Origin of the sequence: Micromonospora sp. AMSO12t (genome assembly GCF_008806585.1) — a bacterium.
Classification (GTDB): Bacteria; Actinomycetota; Actinomycetes; order Mycobacteriales; family Micromonosporaceae; genus Micromonospora; species Micromonospora reichwaldensis.
In genome coordinates, this window is the sequence record NZ_WAAS01000118.1 from 1 (window position 1) to 19,348 (window position 19,348).

The following is a 19,348-nucleotide window of genomic DNA, read 5'->3' on the forward strand; positions in this document are numbered from 1 at the left end:
AGCCGGGTGCGCGACGAGCGGCACCTGCACGTGGTCGACCCGTTGGCCGTGGACGCCGACGGCGGCGACTCTCCCGCCTGGAGCCGCAAGCGGGAGCACTACCAGCCGCCCGAGGTGGCCCGCCCCGACGACGCGGTGCCGTACGCCGAGTTGCACGCGCACACCAACTTCAGTTTCCTCGACGGTGCCAGCCACCCGGAGGAACTGGCCGAGGAGGCGGCCCGGCTGGGCCTCACCGCGCTCGCCGTCACCGACCATGACGGCTTCTACGGGGTGGTGCGCTTCGCCGAGGCGGCCCGCGCGCTGCACCTGCCGACGATCTTCGGCGCCGAACTCTCCCTGGACCTGCCCGGCCCGCAGAACGGCGAGCCCGACCCGCTCGGGCGGCACCTGCTGCTGCTCGCCCACGGCCACGAGGGGTACGCCCGGCTCGCCTCGACCATCGCCCGCGCCCAGCTGCGCGGCGGGGAGAAGGGCCGCCCGGTCTACGGCGAGCTGGAGGAGATCGCCGCCGAGTTGCGCGACCACGTGCTGGTGCTCACCGGCTGCCGCAAGGGGCACGTGCCGTCGGCGCTGCTCACCGAGGGGATGGACGCGGCGGCCCGCGAGCTGGACCGGCTGACCGCCCTGTTCGGTGCGGAGACGGTGGCGGTGGAGCTGACCGACCACGGGCACCCGGTGGACGCCGACCGCAACGACGCGCTCGCCCAGCTGGCGGCGGCGGCCGGCCTGCCCACGGTGGCCACCAACAACGTGCACTACGCCACCCCGGGCCGGCGGCGGCTGGCCACCACCGTCGCGGCCGTCCGGGCCCGGCGCAGCCTGGACGAGATCGACGGCTGGCTGCCCGCGGCCGGCACCGCCCACCTGAGAAGCGGCGCCGAGATGGCGGCCCGGTTCGCCGCGTACCCGGGTGCGGTGGCCCGGGCCGCCGAGTTCGGGGCCGAGCTCGCCTTCGACCTCCAGCTCGTCGCGCCGCGGTTGCCGGCGTACCCGGTGCCGCCGGGGCACACCGAGATGAGCTGGCTGCGCCACCTGACCCACGCCGGCGCCCGCGAGCGCTACGGCCCGCCCGAGGCGCACCCCAGGGCGTACGCGCAGCTCGACCACGAGCTGAACATGATCGAGGAGCTGGGCTTCCCCGGCTACTTCCTGGTGGTCTACGACATCGTCACGTTCTGCCGCGAGCAGGACATCTACTGCCAGGGGCGGGGCTCGGCGGCCAACTCGGCGGTCTGCTACGCGCTGCGGATCACCAACGTGGACGCCGTCCGGCACCGGCTGCTCTTCGAGCGCTTCCTCGCCCCGGAGCGCGACGGCCCGCCCGACATCGACGTGGACATCGAGTCCGACCGCCGGGAGGAGGTGATCCAGCACGTCTACGCCCGGTACGGCCGGGAGCACGCCGCGCAGGTGGCCAACGTCATCTCCTACCGGCCCCGCTCGGCGGTGCGGGACGTGGCCAAGGCGTTCGGGTTCTCGCCTGGCCAACAGGACGCCTGGAGCAAGCAGATCGACCGCTGGGGCTCCGTGGCCCCGGTCGACGTGGCGGACATCCCCGAGCAGGTGGTCGCGTACGCCAACGAGTTGCAGACGTTTCCCCGGCACCTGGGCATCCACTCCGGCGGCATGGTGATCTGCGACCGGCCGGTGATCGAGGTGTGTCCGGTGGAGTGGGGGCGGATGCCGGGCCGCAGCGTGCTCCAGTGGGACAAGGACGACTGCGCCGCCGTCGGCCTGGTCAAGTTCGACCTGCTCGGGCTCGGCATGCTCTCCGCGCTGCACTACGGCTACGACATGATCGGGATGAGCCTGGACCTCGGGGACATGACGCTGGACGACCCCGAGGTCTACGACATGCTCTGCCGGGCCGACTCGGTCGGGGTGTTCCAGGTGGAGAGCCGCGCGCAGATGGCCACCCTGCCCCGGCTGAAGCCCCGCGAGTTCTACGACCTGGTGGTCGAGGTGGCGCTGATCCGGCCCGGCCCGATCCAGGGCGGCTCGGTGCACCCGTACATCCGGCGCAAGAACGGCCAGGAGCCGGTGACCTACCCGCACCCGCTGATGCGCAACGCGCTGGAGAAGACCCTCGGCGTACCGCTGTTCCAGGAGCAGTTGATGCAGCTCGCCATCGACCTGGCCGGCTTCGACGCGGCGGGGGCCGACCAGCTGCGCCGGGCGATGGGCGCCAAGCGCTCCGCCGAGCGGATGGCCCGCATCGCCGACCGGCTCTACGCGGGCATGGCCGAGCGGGGCATCACCGGCGAGCTGGCCGACGACGTCTTCCACAAGCTCTCCGCGTTCGCCAGCTACGGCTTCCCGGAGAGCCACGCGATGAGCTTCGCCTACCTGGTCTACGCCAGCTCCTGGCTCAAGCGCTACCACCCGGGGCCGTTCCTGGCCGCGCTGCTCAACGCCCAGCCGATGGGCTTCTACTCGCCGCAGACGCTTGTCGACGACGCCCGCCGGCACGGGGTGGAGGTGCGTCGGCCGGACATCAACGCCAGCGGCGCGCTGGCGGTGCTGGAGTCCACCCCGCGGACCCGGTGGGGCAGCGCGCCGGGGGAGCCGCCGCACGCCTGGGGGCTGGACGGGCCCGCCGTCCGGCTCGGGCTCTCCGGCGTGCGTACCCTCGGCGACGGGGTGGCCGAGCGGATCGAGGCGGAGCGGGCGGCGCGCGGGCCGTACCGCGACATGCCGGACCTGGCCCGGCGCGTGGGTCTCACCGCCGCGCAGCTGGAGGCGCTGGCCACCGCGGACGCCTTCGCCTGTTTCGGGCTGTCCCGGCGGCAGGCCCTCTGGGCCGCCGGCGCGGCGGCCCAGGACCGGCCGGGCCGGCTGCCGGGCACGGTGACCGGCGCGACCGCGCCCACCCTGCCCGGGATGGAGGCGGTGGAACGGCTGGTCGCCGACGTCTGGGCGACCGGGTTGTCGCCGGAGAGCCACCCGGCGAGCTTCATCCGCCCCCGGCTCGACGCGCTCGGCGCGGTGCCGATCGCCCGGCTCGGCGGGGTGGAGCCGGGGCGACGCATCCGGGTCGGCGGGATCGTCACCCACCGGCAGCGGCCCGCGACCGCCGGCGGGGTCACCTTCCTCAACCTGGAGGACGAGACGGGGATGCTCAACGTCACCTGCTCCCCGGGCCTGTGGCAGCGCTACCGGCGGGTGGCCCGCACGAGCGCCGCGCTGGTGGTGCGGGGGCGGTTGCAGCGGCACGAGGGAGTGATCAACCTCACCGCCGACCGGCTGGACGCCATCGAGCCCCCGGTCAGTCCGCCCTCGCGCGACTTCCGCTGACGGCAGTGATCCACATTACGGTTTTCCGCGCCGGATGGAGGGACACTCCAGCTCGCGTGGGCAGAGTGGCCCGCGCGAGCACGAGGGGGACGAACGATCATGGGAAACAACGACCGTAGCGGTGGGGTGGCGAACTCCCGGCGGACCCGGCTCGGCGCCGGTTGGACCCCGAGCCACCACACGGAGCCGCGCGAGTACGAGATCGTCGAGGGCCCGGTGGCCAACGCCCTGCGGTCGCGGGCCGAGGACGACGCCGCAGCCGGCGAGTCCTGATCTCCCACCCGGAGCAGGCCGGGCCGCCACAGGTGCGGCGCGGTGCGGCTGGACCGGGTGACTAGGCTCGACCGGGTGGAGCAGACCCCAGGCCGGCTCGCCGGGCCGCCGCTGACCCCCCGTACCGCCGTGATCTGGTCGGTGCTGCGCGCCGAGCTGGAGCGCCGCGCCGGCACCGCGCTGACCGTGCTCGACGTCGGCGGCGGCACGGGCGGCTTCGCCGTGCCGCTGGCCCAGGCCGGGCACCGGGTCACCGTGGTCGACGCCAGTCCCGACGCGCTCGCCGCACTGACCCGCCGGGCCGCGGAGGCCGGCGTGGCCGAGCGGGTCCGCGCCGTGCAGGGCGACGGCGACGCGCTCGCCGGCCTGGTCGAGCCGGGCAGCGCCGACCTGGTGCTCTGCCACGCCGTGCTGGAGGTCGTCGACGATCCCGCGGCGGTGGTGGCGGCGTTGGCCGCCGCGCTGCGGCCGGGCGGCGCCGCGAGCGTGCTCGTCGCCGGCCGGGCCGCCGCCGTGCTCGGCCGGGCCATGAACGGGCACCTGGACGTCGCCGCCGCGCTGGCCGCCGATCCGGCCGGCACCGCCGGCACCCGGGACACCCTGCGCCGGCGCTACGACGCCGACGGCGCCGCCGCGCTGCTCACCGCCGCCGGGCTCGCGGTCGAGCAGATCCACGGCGTACGCGTGCTCGCCGACCTGCTCCCCGCCGCCGTCGCCGACGGCCAGCCCGCCGCCCTGGTCGAGTTGGAGCGGGCGCTCGCCGCGCGGGCGCCCTGGCGGGACCTCGCCGCCCAGCTGCACCTGTTCGCCCGCCGCCCGTGACCGACCCGCCCCGCCCGCCGCGCCCGCCCGGGCCCACGCTGGAGATCGTCGGGCCGCGCTACGGCGACGCCAGCCTCGCCGACGTCCTGCCGTCCGCGCTCGCCGTTCTCGACGTGCCCGGCGCCACCGACCCGCTCGGACTGCGGGCCGCGCTGCCCGGGGTACGCCGGATCGCGGTGCTGCTCGTCGACGGCCTCGGCTGGCACCAGATCCCGACCGCCGCCCCGTACGCGCCGACCCTGGTGGGGCTCGCCGCCACCGTCGGGCGGCAGCTGACCTCCGGCTTCCCGTCGACCACGCCGACCAGCCTGGTGACGCTGGGCACCGGCGCCGCGCCCGGCGCGCACGGCGTGCTCGGGTTCACGGTGCGGGTGCCGGGGACCGACCGGGTGCTCAACCACATCGAGTGGGCGGCCGATCCGGCGCCGCTGCGCTGGCAGCCGGTGCGTACCCAGCTGGAGCGGGCCCGCGCCGCCGGGGTCGCGGTGACCGTGGTGAGCCGGCCCGAGTTCGGCGGCAGCGGGCTGACGCTGGCCGCCAACCGGGGCGGCGACTACCGCGGCGCGGCCGGCGTCGACGCGCTCGCCGAACGGATGCTCGCCGCCCTGGCCGCCGGGCCGGGGCCCACCCTGGTCTCCGGCTACCACCCCGACCTGGACCGGCACGGCCACCTCAGCGGTGTCGACTCGGTGCCCTGGCGGATCGCCGCCGCCGAGGTGGACCGGCTGCTGGCCCGGCTCGTCGACGGGCTGCCGCCCGACGCCGCGCTGCTGGTCACCGCCGACCACGGCCAGCTCGACGTGCCGGCCGAAGACCGCTTCGACCTGGACACCGACCCCCGGCTGCGCGCCGGGCTGGAGGTGGTCGCCGGGGAGCCGCGGGTCCGCTACCTGCACGTCACCCCCGGCGCCGTGGACGACGTCGTGGCCGCCTGGTCGGCGGTGCTCGGCGACGCGGCCCGGGTGCGTACCCGCGACGAGGTGGTGGCCGCCGGCTGGTTCGGTCCGGTGGCGGAGGAACACCTGGCGCGCATCGGCGACGTGGTGGTGATCTGCAACGGCACGTACGCGGTGACCGCCTCCCGCTCCGAGCCGCCGGCGGTCTCCCGGCTGGTGGCGTACCACGGGGCGGACACGGCGGCCGAGATGGCGATCCCGCTGCTGGTCGTACGCGGCTGACGCGCCGGCCCGCCGGGCGGGGATGTCGCAGGTCCGGGCTAGCCTGCGGGGATGGGCCGCAGCCAGTCGTTGCCCCGGGGTGGCGATCCCCGGTTCGGGCCGGACGCCGACGATTCCGGCTGCCCGATCCTGCACGTCGACATGGACGCCTTCTTCGCCTCGGTCGAGGTCCGTCGCCGGCCGGAGCTGCGCGGTCGGCCCGTCGTGGTCGGCGGGACCGGCCCGCGCGGGGTGGTGAGCTCCGCCAGCTACGAGGCCCGGCGCTACGGCGTACGCAGCGCCATGCCCACCGCCCGGGCCCGGGCGCTCTGCCCGCACGCGGTCTACCTGCCGCCGGACTTCACGCAGTACTCGGCGGCCTCCGCCGCGGTGATGCAGATCTTCCGGGACGTCACCCCCCTGGTCGAGCCGCTCTCCCTGGACGAGGCGTTCCTCGACGTGGCCGGCGCCCGGCGGCTCTTCGGCCCGCCGGCCGCCATCGCCCGGCGCATCCGCGAGCGGGTCGCGGGGGAGCAGGGGCTGAGCTGTTCCGTCGGCGTCGCGCCGAGCAAGTTCGTGGCCAAGCTCGGCTCGACCCGCGCCAAGCCCGACGGGCTGCTCGTCGTCCCGGCCACCCGGGTGCTCGAGTTCCTGCACCCGCTGCCGGTGTCGGCGCTGTGGGGCGTGGGGGAGCGGTCCACCGAGACGCTGCGGCGGCTGGGCCTGGCCACGATCGGCGATCTCGCCGAGGCCCCGGTCGGCATGCTGCGCAAGGCGCTCGGCGACGCGTCCGCCGCCCACCTGCACGAGCTGGCCTGGGGGCGCGACCAGCGCCGGGTCAGCCCCGAGCAGGCGGAGAAGTCGATCGGTGCCGAGGTGACCTTCGACGTGGACGTCACCGACCCGCTGGAGATCCGCCGGGCGCTGCTCGCCCTCGCCGAGAAGGTCGGCATCCGGCTGCGCCGGGCCGGGCAGGTCGGGCGCACCGTGTCGCTCAAGGTGCGGCTGACCGATTTCCGCACCGTCAGCCGCTCCCGCACGACGGGCGTGCCGACCGACGTCGCCAGGGAGATCTTCGACACCGTCTGGGCGCTCTACACCGCGCTCGACCCGGTTGAGCCGGTCCGTCTGGTCGGCGTACGGGTCGAGGGGCTCGCCGCCGCGCGGGAGACCCCACGGCAGCTCACCCTCGGTGCGCCCGAGCGGGGCTGGCGGGAGGCGGAGGCCGCAGCTGACGCCGCCGCTGCCCGTTTCGGGCGGTCCGTCATAGGTCCGGCCAGTCTGCTCGGGGTCCGCGAGGGGCGACGAAATGAAAATCCACCCCGGCCGTAGGTCGTCCCGCTTTCCGACGCGCGAGGGCCCTCGTAGACTTGCGGGTAAGCAGCCGGTTGGCTGCCACGGTCTGTCGGCCCGACCGGGCCGACCAACGTGACCGGGGAGGAGTGCCGTGCCGCTCTCGGAGCACGAGCAGCGGCTGTTCGAGCAGATCGAGCGGTCGCTTGCCGAGGACCCCAAATTCGCCTCGGCCGTGCGCGCCAGCGATCCGCGCTTCCACGCGCGGCGTCGCCTGCTCGTCGCTGCCGGCGTGATCATCGCTGGGCTGGCCCTGTTGGTCTATGGCGCGGTGATCAAGCTTCCGCCGCTGGCAGTGGCGGGTTTCGTCGTCATGCTGGCCTCGGCCGCGTTCGCGGTGCAGTCGCACCGTCGGGGGCAGTCACCGGACCTGCACGTCGTGGGCGGGACGACGAGTCGTCGTCGCCCCCGCGGCCGGTCGGGTCGTCGGCCCTCGATCCTGGACCGGATGGAGGACCGGTGGCGGCAGCGCCCGGAGGGGCACCGCTGAGCCCGGCCCGCCCCTGAGGCGGGCCGCGCGACGAACAGTCAGCCGCCGGGACGCCCGGCGGCCAGCGACGATTCCGCACGCCCCGGGGCGTGCATCCTCCGCATCTCCCGATGTCCGGCATCCGGCCGGCCCCGTCCGCCCTGAGCCCGGCCGGCCCTGAGCCCGGTCGGCCCTGACGGCCGTGACGCCGGTCGGCCCTGACGGCCGTGACGCCGGTCGGCCCTGACGGCCGTCGGCTGGCGGCCCGACGGCCCGACCCCCGGGGGTATCGCGCCGTGACGGCCCGGCACCCGGCATAGCGGACCCGGAGAACCTGGAACGCTCGCCGATTTAGGCCCGTGCCGCGACGGCGGCCCCGCGAACGCGACGGGCCGGCGGGGCGGGTGCCCCTACCGGCCCGTTCGTCCGTCGGTCAGCGGGCCATGCGGCCGGCCAGCAGGCGACGCGGGTTCCAGCGCAGCAACCGGTGCCGGGCCCGACCGCCCGCCGCCACCAGCCGGGACGACGCCTCGGCCGTGCCCGTGCGCCAGCGCAGCAGCACCGACGGCGGCAGCACCGCCGCCACCAGGCGGGTACGCCGGTCGGTCTGTGCGGCCAGCGCGGCCCGTACGGTGCGCAGGGCCGGCAGGAGCTGCTCGCCGGTCAGCGGATCGCGGGCGTAGCGGGCGCGTTCCTCGGCGCGGCCGAGCAGGCGTACCGCCGTGGTCGCCCCCGCGTCGGCCGTGAGCGCCTCCCGGGACAGCCGGTCGGCGGTCGCCCGGGGGGTCTCCGTCCGGTCCACCCGGACCCGGTAGTCCACAAGCGTGTCCAGCAGTTCGTCCCAGGCGGCGTGCGCGTCCGCCCGCGCCCGCTCCGCGTCCGCCACCACCACCATGCGTCGCCCGTCGGCGGGCGCGTCGCCGGTGGCCCCGGGGCGCACCGCCGCCGCGGCCGGTTTCGCCGGGCCGCTGCGCTTGCGGCGCAGTGCCGTGCGGCGCAGCGCCGGCAGGGCGAGCAGAGCGAGCAGGGCCAGCACCGCCGCGGCGGCGTACCAGGGCCAGACCGGAGCCTGGTCGGTCGGGGCCGTGCCGTCGAGGGCCAGGCCGGAGTCGATGTCCTCCTCGGGGCCCTCCGGCCCCGCCGGGCCGGCCGACGGGTCGACGTCGCCGGGGGCACTCGTCGGGCCTGCGGTCGGCGTCTCCGCCTCCGGGGCGTCGATGTCCGGCGCCCAGGCCGACCGGGTCGAGCCCTGCACGCCGTACGCCGGGGTCGGGTCGAAGGGCACCCAACCGACCTCGTTGAAGTAGACCTCTGTCCAGGCGTGCAGGTTCCGGTTGGTCAACGTGTACGTGCCGTCGCCGGAGTTGCTGCCGTTGGCGAAGCCGAACGCCACCCGCGCCGGGACGCCGGCGGCCCGGACCAGCCACGTCATCGCGGCGGCGTACTGCTGGCAGAAGCCGACCTTGTTGTCCAGGAAGTCGACGATCTCCCGCCCGCTGGTGCCGCCCTTGGTGCTGAGCGAGTAGGTGAAGCCGTTGTCCGCGGAGAAGTGGTCGTAGATCGCACGGACCTTGTCGTACTCGGTGTCCTTGCCCCGTACCAGGGTGGAGACCAGCTCCTCGACCTCGGGCACCGGCGGCGGTGCGGGATGCAGGCGCCGCACGGCGTGGTCGGCCGGCAGCGGCGACGACCGGCGCAGGGCCGCCGGCGTGTAGGCCGAGCGCACGTACTCGAACGAGTAGCGCTTGTCGCGCGAGTTGTCCCGGTGGGAGAAGACCACCTGGAGGCTGGGGTCGTACGCCCAGTTGCCGTTGAGGCCCTCGGAGCGCACCGGTTCGGTGTAGACCGGCAGCAGCGGCATGTTGAGGGTCTTCGTCACCTCGACCGTGGCCTGGTACGTCCGCTGCTCGACGCCCCGCGCGGACGGCGCCGGCAGGTCGTCGACGGGCCGGCCCGTGGGGGTGCCCTCACGGAAGCCGCTCGGCGTGAGCTTGTCGGCCACGCCGAAGCGCAGGTAGAAGGGGCGGGGCTCGTTCGTGGTGACCTTGACCAGGTCGGCGACCTCGGACTGGTTGAGCTGCCCGCTCAACGCCGCGAACAGGTCGATCCGGCCGGTGCCGCCCTGCCCGGAGCGCCCGTTGCCGTTGCCGTTGCCCGAACCGCCCAGCGTGTCCAGCAGCCCGCCCGTCATCCCCGGCACGGCCAGCGGCAGCACCACGGCCAGCGCCACACCCACCACCGCCAGCCGCCGGCCGGCGGCGGCCAGCGGCGAGGCCTCCCAGACGTCGACGTCCCGCCCGTCGCCGGTGAACCGCCGGCCGAACCGGCGGACCCGGTCGACGTTGTCGGTCACCAGCAGCCAGAGGAACCCGGCGGCGCCGACGACGAACGGCACCGCCGGGACGCTGTCCACGTAGACCGCGACGGGCACCGAGTAGATCGCCAGCATCGGCAGACCGGCCAGCGCCGGCCGGCGCAGCCCGACGGTGAGCACGTCGACCACCACGGCCACCCCGCCGATCCCGAGCACCGTGACGAACAGCAGCGGGTCGGTGTCGGGGACCTTGACGCCGTACGAGCGCATGTCCTCCAGCGAGCCGTCGAGCAGCTCGCCGAAGTGCGTGAAGGTCGACGGGGTGGGCACGATGCCCAGCAGTTCGGTGCCGCCGGGGAAGAGCCAGGTCAGGGCCAGCGTCAGGCCGGCCAGCATGCCCAGCGCCTGGCCCCAGAGCGGAACCCGCGCCAGCCGGGCGAGCGCGGCCACGGCGGCGACCACGGCCACCGCGATCGTCGCCTGGATCAGCCACGTCCAGCGTTCGAAGATGGCCGACAGCGGCGCGGCGGCGAGCAGTGTCGCCGCGGCGGCCACGAAGCCCAGGTTCCGGTGGGCGATCATGAGGGGACCCTTCCGTTCATCGCATGCCGCCGGCCACCGTCTCGGCCATGGCCGCCCGCAGCGCGAAGCCCTGCGAGCCGCGGGCCGCCTGCGGCCACAGCGCGGGCAACTGCGTGCCGTGGTCGACGCCGATGACCCGCCAGCCGCTCTGCAACATGGCCAGCGCGGCGGCGCCGTGGGCGTGGTCGGCCTCGGCCCGGGCCTTGGCGGGCAGGTTGAGCCAGGTGGAGCTGTCGAGCAGGAAACCGACGCAGGTGGCCCCGTTGCCCCGCAGCCCGGCCAGCAGCTCGGCCTCGGCCGTGCTCACCGAGCCGAAGAGGCCGATGATCAGGCCGCCGTCCGCCCGTTGCCGGACCCGCTGCACCAGGGTGGTGAGCTCACCGTTCTTGTCGAGCCGGACCTCGGCGAGGTGGTCGAGGAGCACCCCGTCGCCGGCCGCCTCGGACGCGTCCACGTCCGCGCCGGAACCCGTGACCAGACGCAGCTTGTAGCCGGCCTGCCGCAGGTGCACCGCGATGCTGGCCGCGGCGGAGACCGCCCACTCGAAGGAGGCCGTCGGCCCGTCGCCGCGGTGGCCGTACGCGCGGGTGTCCAGCACGACGGTGGCCCGGCTCTCCCAGGGCTGCTCCTCCCGGCGCACCATCAGCTCGCCGGTGCGGGCGGTGGACTTCCAGTGCACCCGGCGCAGGTCGTCGCCCATCCGGTACTCCCGGGTGGCGGCGTCGTCCTCGCCGTGCACCGCCACCGAGCGGGCCCGACTGTCGCCGCTGCCGGCGTACTCGCCGGGCAGGCGCACCGAGGGCAGCGGCGTGACCTGCGGGATGACGGTCAGATGATCGGTGCTCGGGAAGGCGCGGCTCAGCTCGCACAATCCGAACGGGTCGGTCATCCGGACCACCAGCGGGCCCACCTCGTAGCGGCCACGCACGTCGGCGCGCACCGTGTAGGCCACCGAGCTGGCCTGGTGGGCGCCGAGCCGCTCCAGCACCACCCGGGGCCGGCTGCCCAGCGCGTACGGCAGCCGGTCCTCCAACAGCAGGGTGCCGGTGGGCAGGCGGGACATGTTCTGCAACCGCAGCACCACCCGGGAGCTGGCCCCGACGGGCACCCGGTGCGGGTCCAGCGACCGGTTGCAGGCCAGCTTGTAGCGGCTGCGCCCGACGTAGGCCGCGGCGAGCAGCGGCAGGATGGCCAGCAGCACGGCCACCCGGAGCAGGTCCTTCTCGCCGAGGATGCCGGCCGAGACCGCCGCCGCGACCGCGGCCGCCAGGAACGAACGGCCGCGGGTGGTCAGCCCGCGCAGCCCGTCGCGCACGTCACCGCCTCCGCGGCTCGTACGTGGCTCGGCCGTTGCCCTCGCCCGTGGGGCGGGTGTCGTACGGGGAGCGCCCGCGGTCGTGCGGCAGCGGCAGCCGGTGCACCAGCTCGGAGACGATCGCGTCGGTCGTACGCCGGGCGAGCTGGGCGTCGGCGGTGGGGATGATCCGGTGCGCGAGCACCGGCACGGCCAGCACCTGGAGGTCGTCGGGCAGGACGTAGTCGCGCCCCTCCAGGGCGGCCACCGCGCGGGCGGTGCGCAGGAGCTGGAGGGTCGCCCGCGGGGAGGCGCCCAGCCGCAGGTCGGCGGCCTCGCGGGTGGCGGTGACCAGGTCGATCGCGTACTGCTTGACGGCGTCGGCGACGTGCACCTGCCGGACGTGGCCGATCAGCTGCCGCACGGTGTTGGCGTCGGCGACCGGACGCAGCTCGTCCAGCGGGTCCGTCGCGCCGTGCCCGTCGAGCATCGCCAGCTCGGCGCTCGGGTCCGGGTAGCCCATCGCGATGCGGGCGGTGAACCGGTCGCGCTGCGCCTCGGGGAGGGGATAGGTGCCCTCCATCTCGATCGGGTTCTGGGTCGCGACGACCATGAACGGCGTCTGGAGGTGGTAGGTGACGCCGTCGACGGTGACCTGGCGCTCCTCCATGCACTCCAGCAGCGCCGACTGCGTCTTCGGCGAGGCGCGGTTGATCTCGTCGCCGACGACCAGGTTGGCGAAGACCGCACCGGGGCGGAACTCGAAGTCGTGCGTCTCCTGGTTGTAGACGCTGACCCCCGTGACGTCGCTGGGCAGCAGGTCGGGGGTGAACTGGATGCGGCGCACGGAGCAGTCGATCGACCGGGCCATGGCCTTGGCGAGCTTGGTCTTGCCGACCCCGGGCACGTCCTCGATGAGCAGGTGGCCCTCGGCGAGCAGGACGGCCAGGGCGAGCCGCACGGTGGCGGTCTTGCCCTCGATGACCTGCTCGATGTTCGACACGATGGCTTCGCTGGCGGCACGGAACTCGTCGTGCGGCAACACGCCGCCCACCTCGTCCCTGGTCTGTTGTGTCACGGGCCTCCTCCTCGTCGCCGGACGGCAGCTCTGTATAGAGCAGCTGGACCCGCCGTAGGGTTCGCGACGCCGAGCCTCGTCTGCCGCAGAAATCTCACTGGTCTCTCAGGCTAACCATGTTTGTCGCCGTCGCCGACCCCCGCAGGTAGACGGTCGGTTACGCACCGAACATTCGCCGGGTCGGGGGATCGGACCGTCGCTCTCGGTGCCGTTGATGATCACAAAGGGCTGCCGCGGCGCGTACGTCCGGGGTCGCCGTCCCGACCCGTGGCGGCGGGCGACGTGCGGGACCGGACGGCGGGGTACACTCCCGGGCATGGCCGGATTCTTCCTGCTTCTTACCGGGCCGTGCTGATGCGCTGACGCGCGACAGCACGGCGGCCCCTCCTGCGCGAGGGGCTTTTTTGTGCCCTCCGCCGGACGCCCCGGCGATCGGCACCCGGCACCGGCGCCGGCCCTCGGGCGGCGCGGCGCCGGCGGCGGACAGACCCGAGCCAGACCGACATGACCGCGCCGAGCGAGGTCAGCACCCAGCCCGGCCGTGGCGTGGCCGGCGGCGACGAGCGAAGCGAGGAGACGCCATGAGTGAGGCAGCACCGGCCGACATTCCCCCGTTCCGGTACACCGCGGCCCTGGCCGAGGAGATCGAACAGCGCTGGCAGGACGCCTGGGCGCGGGAGGGGACGTTCCACGCCCCGAACCCGACCGGCCCGCTGGCCGACCCCGGTCATCCGCGCGCCGGAGCGGAGAAGCTGTACGTCCTGGACATGTTCCCGTACCCGTCGGGCGCGGGCCTGCACGTCGGCCACCCCCTGGGCTACATCGGCACCGACTGCTTCGCCCGCTATCAGCGGATGGCGGGGCGCAACGTGCTGCACGCCATGGGCTTCGACGCGTTCGGCCTGCCCGCCGAGCAGTACGCGGTGCAGACCGGCACCCACCCGCGGACCACGACCGTGGCCAACATCGAGCGCTACAAGGCGCAGCTGCGCCGGCTGGGCCTGGCCCACGACGAGCGCCGCTCGGTGGCCACCATCGACACCGAGTTCTACCGGTGGACGCAGTGGATCTTCCTGCAGGTCTTCAACTCCTGGTACGACACCGGGGCGGGGCGGGCCCGCCCGATCGCCGAGCTGATCGCCGAGTTCGAGGGCGGCAACCGGCCGACGCCCGACGGGCGGCCGTGGGCGGAGCTGTCCGTCGCCGAGCGCCGGGCCGTCGTCGACGACCACCGGCTGGCGTACGTCTCGCAGGCGCCGGTCAACTGGTGCCCGGGGCTGGGCACCGTGCTGGCCAACGAGGAGGTCACCGCCGACGGCCGCTCCGAGCGCGGCAACTTCCCGGTCTTCAAGCGCAACCTGAAGCAGTGGATGATGCGGATCACCGCGTACGGCGACCGGCTGCTGGACGACCTGGACACGCTGGACTGGCCCGAGCCGATCAAGCTGATGCAGCGCAACTGGATCGGCCGCTCCACGGGCGCGCACATCGACTTCCCGACCGCCGTCGCGCCGATCCGGGTGTTCACGACCCGGCCGGACACCGTCTTCGGCGCCACCTACATGGTGCTGGCCCCCGAGCACGAGCTGGTCGACGCGCTGGCGCCGGCGGCCTGGCCCGAGGGGACGAAGGACGCGTGGACCGGCGGGCACGCCAACCCGCGCGCGGCCGTGGAGGCGTACCGCAAGGCGGCGGCGGCCAAGACCGACGTCGAGCGGCAGGCCGACACGAAGGAGAAGACCGGCGTCTTCGTCGGGGCGTACGCCACCAACCCGGTCACCGGCGGTCAGGTCCCGGTCTTCGTCGCCGACTACGTGCTGGCCGGCTACGGCACCGGTGCGATCATGGCGGTGCCCGGCCAGGACGAGCGGGACTGGGCGTTCGCCGAGGTCTTCGACCTGCCGATCGTGCGTACCGTGCAGCCCTCGGAGGGCTTCGACGGCAAGGCGTACACCGGGGACGGCCCGGCGGTCAACAGCGCCGCGCCCGAGCGCGGCCTGGACCTGAACGGCCTGGGGGTGACCGAGGCGAAGGCCCGGATCATCGAGTGGCTGGAGGCCAACGGCCACGGCACGGGCGCGGTGACCTACCGGCTGCGCGACTGGCTGTTCTCCCGGCAGCGTTACTGGGGCGAGCCGTTCCCCATCGTGTACGACGAGACCGGCGCGGCCATCGCCCTGCCGGAGGAGATGCTGCCGGTCGAGCTGCCCGAGGTGGACGACTTCTCGCCGCGCACGTTCGACCCCGAGGACGCCGGCAGCAACCCGGAGACCCCGCTGTCGCGCCGGCGCGACTGGGTCGAGGTGGAGCTGGACCTGGGCGACGGCCCGAAGCGCTACACCCGCGAGACCAACGTGATGCCGCAGTGGGCCGGCTCGTGCTGGTACGAGCTGCGCTACCTGGACCCGACGAACTCCGAGCGCTTCGTCGACGCGGAGAACGAGGCGTACTGGATGGGGCCGCGCGGCGAGGGCGACTGCGGTGGCACCGACCTGTACGTCGGCGGCGCCGAGCACGCCGTGCTGCACCTGCTGTACGCGCGGTTCTGGCACAAGGTGCTGTACGACCTGGGGCACGTCTCGTCGTTCGAGCCGTTCCGCAAGCTGTTCAACCAGGGCTACATCCAGGCGTATGCGTACACCGACGCCCGGGGCGCCTACGTGCCGGCCGAGGAGGTCACCGAGCGCGAGGGCGGCTTCTACCTGGGCGACACCCAGGTCAACCGCGAGTACGGCAAGATGGGCAAGTCCCTGAAGAACGTGGTCACGCCCGACGAGATGTGTGCCGCGTACGGGGCGGACACGTTCCGCGTCTACGAGATGTCGATGGGCCCGCTGGAGGTGTCCCGTCCGTGGGAGACCCGGGCGGTCGTCGGGTCGTACCGGTTCCTGCAGCGGGTCTGGCGGGCGGTCGTCGACGAGCAGACCGGCGCGCTGCGGGTCACCGACGCGCCCGCCGACGAGGCGACCCGGCGGCTGCTGCACAAGGTGGTCGACGGGGTCCGCAGCGACATGGAGGCGATCCGGTTCAACACGGCGATCGCCAAGCTGATCGAGCTGACCAACGGGCTGACCCGGCTGGCGGAGACCCCGCGCGAGGTGGCCGAGCCGCTGGTGCTGATGCTGGCGCCGTTCGCCCCGCACGTCGCCGAGGAGCTGTGGCGCCGGCTGGGGCACGACACCTCCCTGACGTACGCGGACTTCCCGACCGCCGACCCGGCGCTGCTGGTGGCCGAGACGGTGACCTACCCGGTGCAGATCAACGGCAAGGTGCGGGGCCGCGTCGAGGTCCCCGCCGACGCGTCCGAGGAGACCGTCCGCGCGGCGGCCCTGGAGGCGGTCGCGTCCTCGCTGGCCGGCAAGGAACCCCGCAAGGTCATCGTCATCAAGGGCCGCATGGTCTCCGTGGTGGCCTGACGCCGCGCCGTGCGCCGTCGATCATGCAGTTGTGGTGGGGGACAAGGTCCCCGGGGCGGGATTAGCCGGGCACCACGACTGCATGATCGACGCGTCGGGTCGGGCCGGGCCGCGCGCTGGGGCGGGCCGGGTCAGGGGTCGCGGCGGTGGGTCAGGGTGATCGCCGCCAGGGTGGCGGCCGCGGACCAGGCGGCCAGGGTCAGCCAGGAGCCGGTGACGGTGGCCGGGTACGGGTCCAGGTTGATGACGTCGGGATGCACCTCGAGCAGTCGTAGCCAGGCGGCGAGGGGCAGGGCGTTGTACGCCTCGGCGATCCACCGGTGCTCGTCGCTGTCCACCGTCATCGGCACCAGCACGAGCACCGCCGTCGCGCCGGCCACCGCACCGGCGGCGTGCCGGGTGAGCGCGCCCAGACCCATCCCGACCAGCGCGCACACGGGCACGAGCGCGGCGCTCGCCACGACCGCGCGCAGCACCCCCGGCTCGCCGATCGACCAGCCGGCGTCCCGGTCGGCGAGGATCGCCTGGGACACCCAGAACGACGTCGTCGCGGTGACCGCGCCGAAGACGAGCATGACCCCGGCCAGCACGGCGGCCTTCGCCGCGACCAGCGCGCGGCGGGCGGGGACGGCGGCGAACGTGGCCCGGATCAGCCCGCTCTGGTGCTCGCCGACGATGGTCAGTGCGCCGATGGTGGCCGAGGCGAGGATCAGCAGCAGGTAGCCGGCCTCGGGGAAGGCGTCGCGCACCGGCCCGTACATGCGGAACATCTCCCGGCGCTCCTGCGGGTACGTCGGCCAGTTCCGGTGGTCGGCGAGGCTGGCGTTGACGCTGACCCCGACCACGAACAGGAAGACCAGCGGCAGCGTCCATCGGGTCGAGCGCAGCGACCACAGCTTGATCCACTCGGCGGCCAGCAGGTCGCGGAACCGGGCCGGGACGTCGGTATTGGTCGGTCGGCGGGTCGGCGCGGTCACGGCGGTCATCGGGTCCCCTCCCCGGCGAGATACTCGACGCTGTCGGCGGTGAGTGCCATGAAGGCCTCCTCCAGTGAGGCGGTGCGGGCGGTCAGTTCGTGCAGCCCGACGCGGTGGGCGAGCGCGAGGTCGCCGATCCGCGCGGCCGTCAGGCCGGTCACGACGAGCGCCCCGGCGTCGTCCGGGCGGACGTGCGCGCCCTCGGCGGTGAGCACGGCGGACAGCGTCGCCGGGTCGGGCGTACGGACGGTCACGTCGGCCCGGGTGCTCCCGGCGGCGAACTCGGCGAGGCCCTGCTCGGCGATCAGCCGGCCCCGGCCGATCACCACGAGCCGGTCCACGCAGTTCTGCATCTCGCTCATCAGGTGGCTGGAGACGAAGACCGTGCGCCCCTCGGCCGCCAGCCGCCGGAACAGGTCCCGTACCCAGCGCACCCCCTCCGGGTCGAGACCGTTGAACGGCTCGTCGAAGAGCAGGACGGGCGGGTCCCCGAGCAGCGCGGCGGCGATCCCGAGCCGCTGCCGCATGCCGAGCGAGAAGCCGCCGATGCGCCGCCGGGCGACGGCCGACAGCCCCACCTCCCGGAGCACCTCGTCGACCCGGGCGCGCGCGATGCCGTTGCTGCGGGCCAGGGCCGACAGGTGGGCGACGGCGCTGCGCCCGCCGTGCACGTCCCCGGCGTCGAGCAGCGCGCCGGCGTGGCGCAGCCCGCGTGGCCGGGCGGCGAAGCGGACCCCGTCCACCGTGACGGTGCCGCTGGTCGGCGCGGTGAGCCCGATGATCATCCGCAGCGTGGTGGACTTGCCGGCCCCGTTGGGGCCGAGGAACCCGGTCACGTGGCCGGGGCGCACGGTCAGGGTGAGGTCGTCGACGGCCGTCGTGCGGCCGTACCGTCTCGTCAGGGACTGAAGTTCGATCACCTGCCCCACGCTGCCGGGCGGCGGCCGGCAGGGCGTCGCCCCGGCGGCCACACCCGGCGGCCGGACACCCGCCCCGGGGCGTACGCCCGTGGGCCGATGCGCGGGCGGCGACGGGCTGTCTACCGTGTGCGCATGGACGCCACCGTGCCGCTGCCACGCCGCGCCGCGTCGCTGTCGCGGGCGGTCCTGCCCTGGGTCGGCGTCGCGCTGCTGCCCGTCGCCGTGCTGCTCGCCCCGGCCGTCGCGTCGAGCCGGGGCGGCGTGGGGTTCGGCGACTGGTGGTTCTCCGAGCGCTACCTGGTGCCGTTGCTGGCCGTGGTCCCGCCCGCCGGCCTGCTGCGCCGCCGCCCGGTGCTCGCCCTGGCCCTGATGGTCGTCGCGGCGTGCGTGGTCACCGCAGCCGTCAACGTTCCGGAGGGCGGCTACCTGACCGACATCTGGTACGCGCAGTTCCTGGCCATCGACCTGGTGGTGGGGCTGATCGCGGCGCACCGGTCGCGCCGCGTCTCGGTGCCGGTGGCCGTCGCGGTGCTCGTCGTGCAGATCACCGCCGGCTTCGTGAACCCCGCCAGCGACCCCATCAACCGGGCCACGCTCGCCGTGCTGGCGGTCGTCACCGCGTGGACGGTCGGCAACTCGGTCCAGGCCCGGCGCGGCTACGCCGCAGCCGTCCGGGCGCACACCGCCGCCGAGGCGGTCACCGCCGAGCGGCTGCGCATCGCCCGCGAGCTGCACGACATGGTCGCGCACAGCATCGGGGTGATCGCCATCCAGGCCGGCGTGGGCGCCCGGGTCATCGACACCCAACCGGCCCAGGCCCGCGCCGCGCTCGCCACCATCGAGGCGACCAGCCGCGACACCCTGGCCGGCCTGCGGCGTACGCTCGGCGCGCTGCGCCGCCCGCAGTCGGAGTCGGCGTCGCTGGACCCGACGCCCGGGCTGGACGATCTCGACCGACTGGTCGCGGCTGCCGCCGACGCGGGGGTGCGGGTGGACCTGCGGCGCGTCGGCGAACGGCGGCCCGTCCCGGCCGAGGTCGACCTCGCCGCGTTCCGGATCGTGCAGGAGGCGCTCACCAACGTGGTACGGCACGCGGGCACCGACCGGTGCCGGGTCACCGCCGAGCACGGCCCCGACGAGGTGGCCGTGGAGATCGTCGACGAGGGCCGGGGCGCCCGGGTCGGCGGTGAGGGGCACGGAATCCTCGGCATGCGCGAACGGGTCGCTCTGCTGGAAGGCCGGTTCCACGCCGGGCCCCGCCCCGAGGGCGGCTTCCGGGTGGCGGCGTGGCTACCGGCAGCCCCCGCAGCGCCGGCACCCCCCGCAGCACCGGCAGCACACGTGGCGACGGAGTCGGCCGGGGCGCGGACCGGGGCGGGGGGCCGGTGAGCGTCCG

The 19,348-nt window shown here is 74.8% G+C and carries 13 protein-coding genes; 8 read left to right on the plus strand and 5 right to left on the minus strand.

Going from position 1 to position 19,348, the window contains the following annotated elements; all coding sequences use genetic code 11:
• Positions 1-6 precede the first annotated feature (6 nt).
• From F6X68_RS18255 to F6X68_RS18275, 6 genes are all read left to right on the plus strand, one after another.
• Entirely contained in the window at positions 7-3,297 is a 3,291-nt protein-coding gene (locus tag F6X68_RS18255) for an error-prone DNA polymerase (RefSeq protein ID WP_225852281.1), read from the plus strand.
• A gap of 99 nt (positions 3,298-3,396) precedes the next feature.
• The gene (locus tag F6X68_RS33595; RefSeq protein WP_192581451.1) at positions 3,397-3,570 is read left to right on the plus strand and encodes a hypothetical protein; all 174 of its coding nucleotides are present in this window, start codon (positions 3,397-3,399) and stop codon (positions 3,568-3,570) included.
• Between the two features lie 57 nt (positions 3,571-3,627).
• Complete coding sequence (locus F6X68_RS18260; RefSeq protein WP_151455434.1) at positions 3,628-4,392, plus strand: methyltransferase domain-containing protein; 765 nt, start codon at positions 3,628-3,630, stop codon at positions 4,390-4,392.
• Complete coding sequence (locus F6X68_RS18265; RefSeq protein ID WP_225852280.1) at positions 4,389-5,570, plus strand: alkaline phosphatase family protein; 1,182 nt, start codon at positions 4,389-4,391, stop codon at positions 5,568-5,570. The genes F6X68_RS18260 and F6X68_RS18265 overlap by 4 nt, the downstream gene beginning before the upstream one ends.
• Positions 5,571-5,621: 51 nt before the next feature.
• Positions 5,622-6,881, plus strand: coding sequence for a DNA polymerase IV (locus F6X68_RS18270; protein ID WP_151455425.1), 1,260 nt, complete (start codon positions 5,622-5,624; stop codon positions 6,879-6,881).
• Positions 6,882-6,996: 115 nt separating this feature from the next.
• Positions 6,997-7,392, plus strand: coding sequence for a DUF3040 domain-containing protein (locus F6X68_RS18275; RefSeq protein ID WP_132236265.1), 396 nt, complete (start codon positions 6,997-6,999; stop codon positions 7,390-7,392).
• Positions 7,393-7,804: 412 nt separating this feature from the next.
• On the opposite strand, the gene F6X68_RS18280 is transcribed toward F6X68_RS18275, so the two are convergent.
• Genes F6X68_RS18280 through F6X68_RS18290 form a run of 3 tightly spaced genes read right to left on the minus strand, consistent with a single transcriptional unit; the run spans position 7,805 to position 12,639 of the window.
• Positions 7,805-10,267 (minus strand): DUF3488 and transglutaminase-like domain-containing protein, encoded by a 2,463-nt coding sequence (locus tag F6X68_RS18280; protein ID WP_151455426.1) that lies wholly within the window; start codon positions 10,265-10,267, stop codon positions 7,805-7,807.
• A gap of 16 nt (positions 10,268-10,283) precedes the next feature.
• Positions 10,284-11,582 carry a DUF58 domain-containing protein gene (locus tag F6X68_RS18285; RefSeq protein ID WP_151455427.1) on the minus strand — a complete coding sequence of 433 codons (1,299 nt, stop codon included), beginning with the start codon at positions 11,580-11,582 and terminating at the stop codon, positions 10,284-10,286.
• A 1-nt stretch (position 11,583) separates the two neighbouring features.
• Positions 11,584-12,639, minus strand: coding sequence for a MoxR family ATPase (locus F6X68_RS18290; protein ID WP_151455428.1), 1,056 nt, complete (start codon positions 12,637-12,639; stop codon positions 11,584-11,586).
• 581 nt (positions 12,640-13,220) lie between these two features.
• Between F6X68_RS18290 and leuS the strand changes: the two genes are divergently transcribed.
• Positions 13,221-16,055: a leucine--tRNA ligase gene (leuS, locus tag F6X68_RS18295; RefSeq protein WP_151455429.1), complete on the plus strand. Its 2,835-nt coding sequence runs from the start codon at positions 13,221-13,223 to the stop codon at positions 16,053-16,055.
• Between the two features lie 131 nt (positions 16,056-16,186).
• Here the strand turns inward: leuS and F6X68_RS18300 are convergent, their stop codons facing one another.
• On the minus strand, positions 16,187-17,041 hold the full coding sequence (locus tag F6X68_RS18300; protein ID WP_151455430.1) for an ABC transporter permease subunit: 855 nt from the start codon (positions 17,039-17,041) through the stop codon (positions 16,187-16,189).
• The gene (locus F6X68_RS18305; RefSeq protein WP_192581452.1) at positions 17,038-17,952 is read right to left on the minus strand and encodes an ATP-binding cassette domain-containing protein; all 915 of its coding nucleotides are present in this window, start codon (positions 17,950-17,952) and stop codon (positions 17,038-17,040) included. Before F6X68_RS18305 ends, F6X68_RS18300 begins: the two co-directional genes overlap by 4 nt.
• Before the next feature lie 132 nt (positions 17,953-18,084).
• Between F6X68_RS18305 and F6X68_RS18310 the strand changes: the two genes are divergently transcribed.
• Complete coding sequence (locus F6X68_RS18310; protein ID WP_192581453.1) at positions 18,085-19,341, plus strand: sensor histidine kinase; 1,257 nt, start codon at positions 18,085-18,087, stop codon at positions 19,339-19,341.
• Positions 19,342-19,348 lie beyond the last annotated feature (7 nt).

Bases quoted from the DNA above. Each gene is read 5' to 3' on its own strand.
- F6X68_RS33595 (WP_192581451.1), top strand. From the start codon at position 3,397: ATGGGAAACAACGACCGTAGCGGTGGGGTGGCGAACTCCCGGCGGACC.
- F6X68_RS18270 (WP_151455425.1), top strand. From the start codon at position 5,622: ATGGGCCGCAGCCAGTCGTTGCCCCGGGGTGGCGATCCCCGGTTCGGG.
- F6X68_RS18280 (WP_151455426.1), bottom strand. From the start codon at position 10,267: ATGATCGCCCACCGGAACCTGGGCTTCGTGGCCGCCGCGGCGACACTG.
- leuS (WP_151455429.1), top strand. From the start codon at position 13,221: ATGAGTGAGGCAGCACCGGCCGACATTCCCCCGTTCCGGTACACCGCG.
- F6X68_RS18300 (WP_151455430.1), bottom strand. From the start codon at position 17,041: ATGACCGCCGTGACCGCGCCGACCCGCCGACCGACCAATACCGACGTC.
- F6X68_RS18310 (WP_192581453.1), top strand. From the start codon at position 18,085: ATGGACGCCACCGTGCCGCTGCCACGCCGCGCCGCGTCGCTGTCGCGG.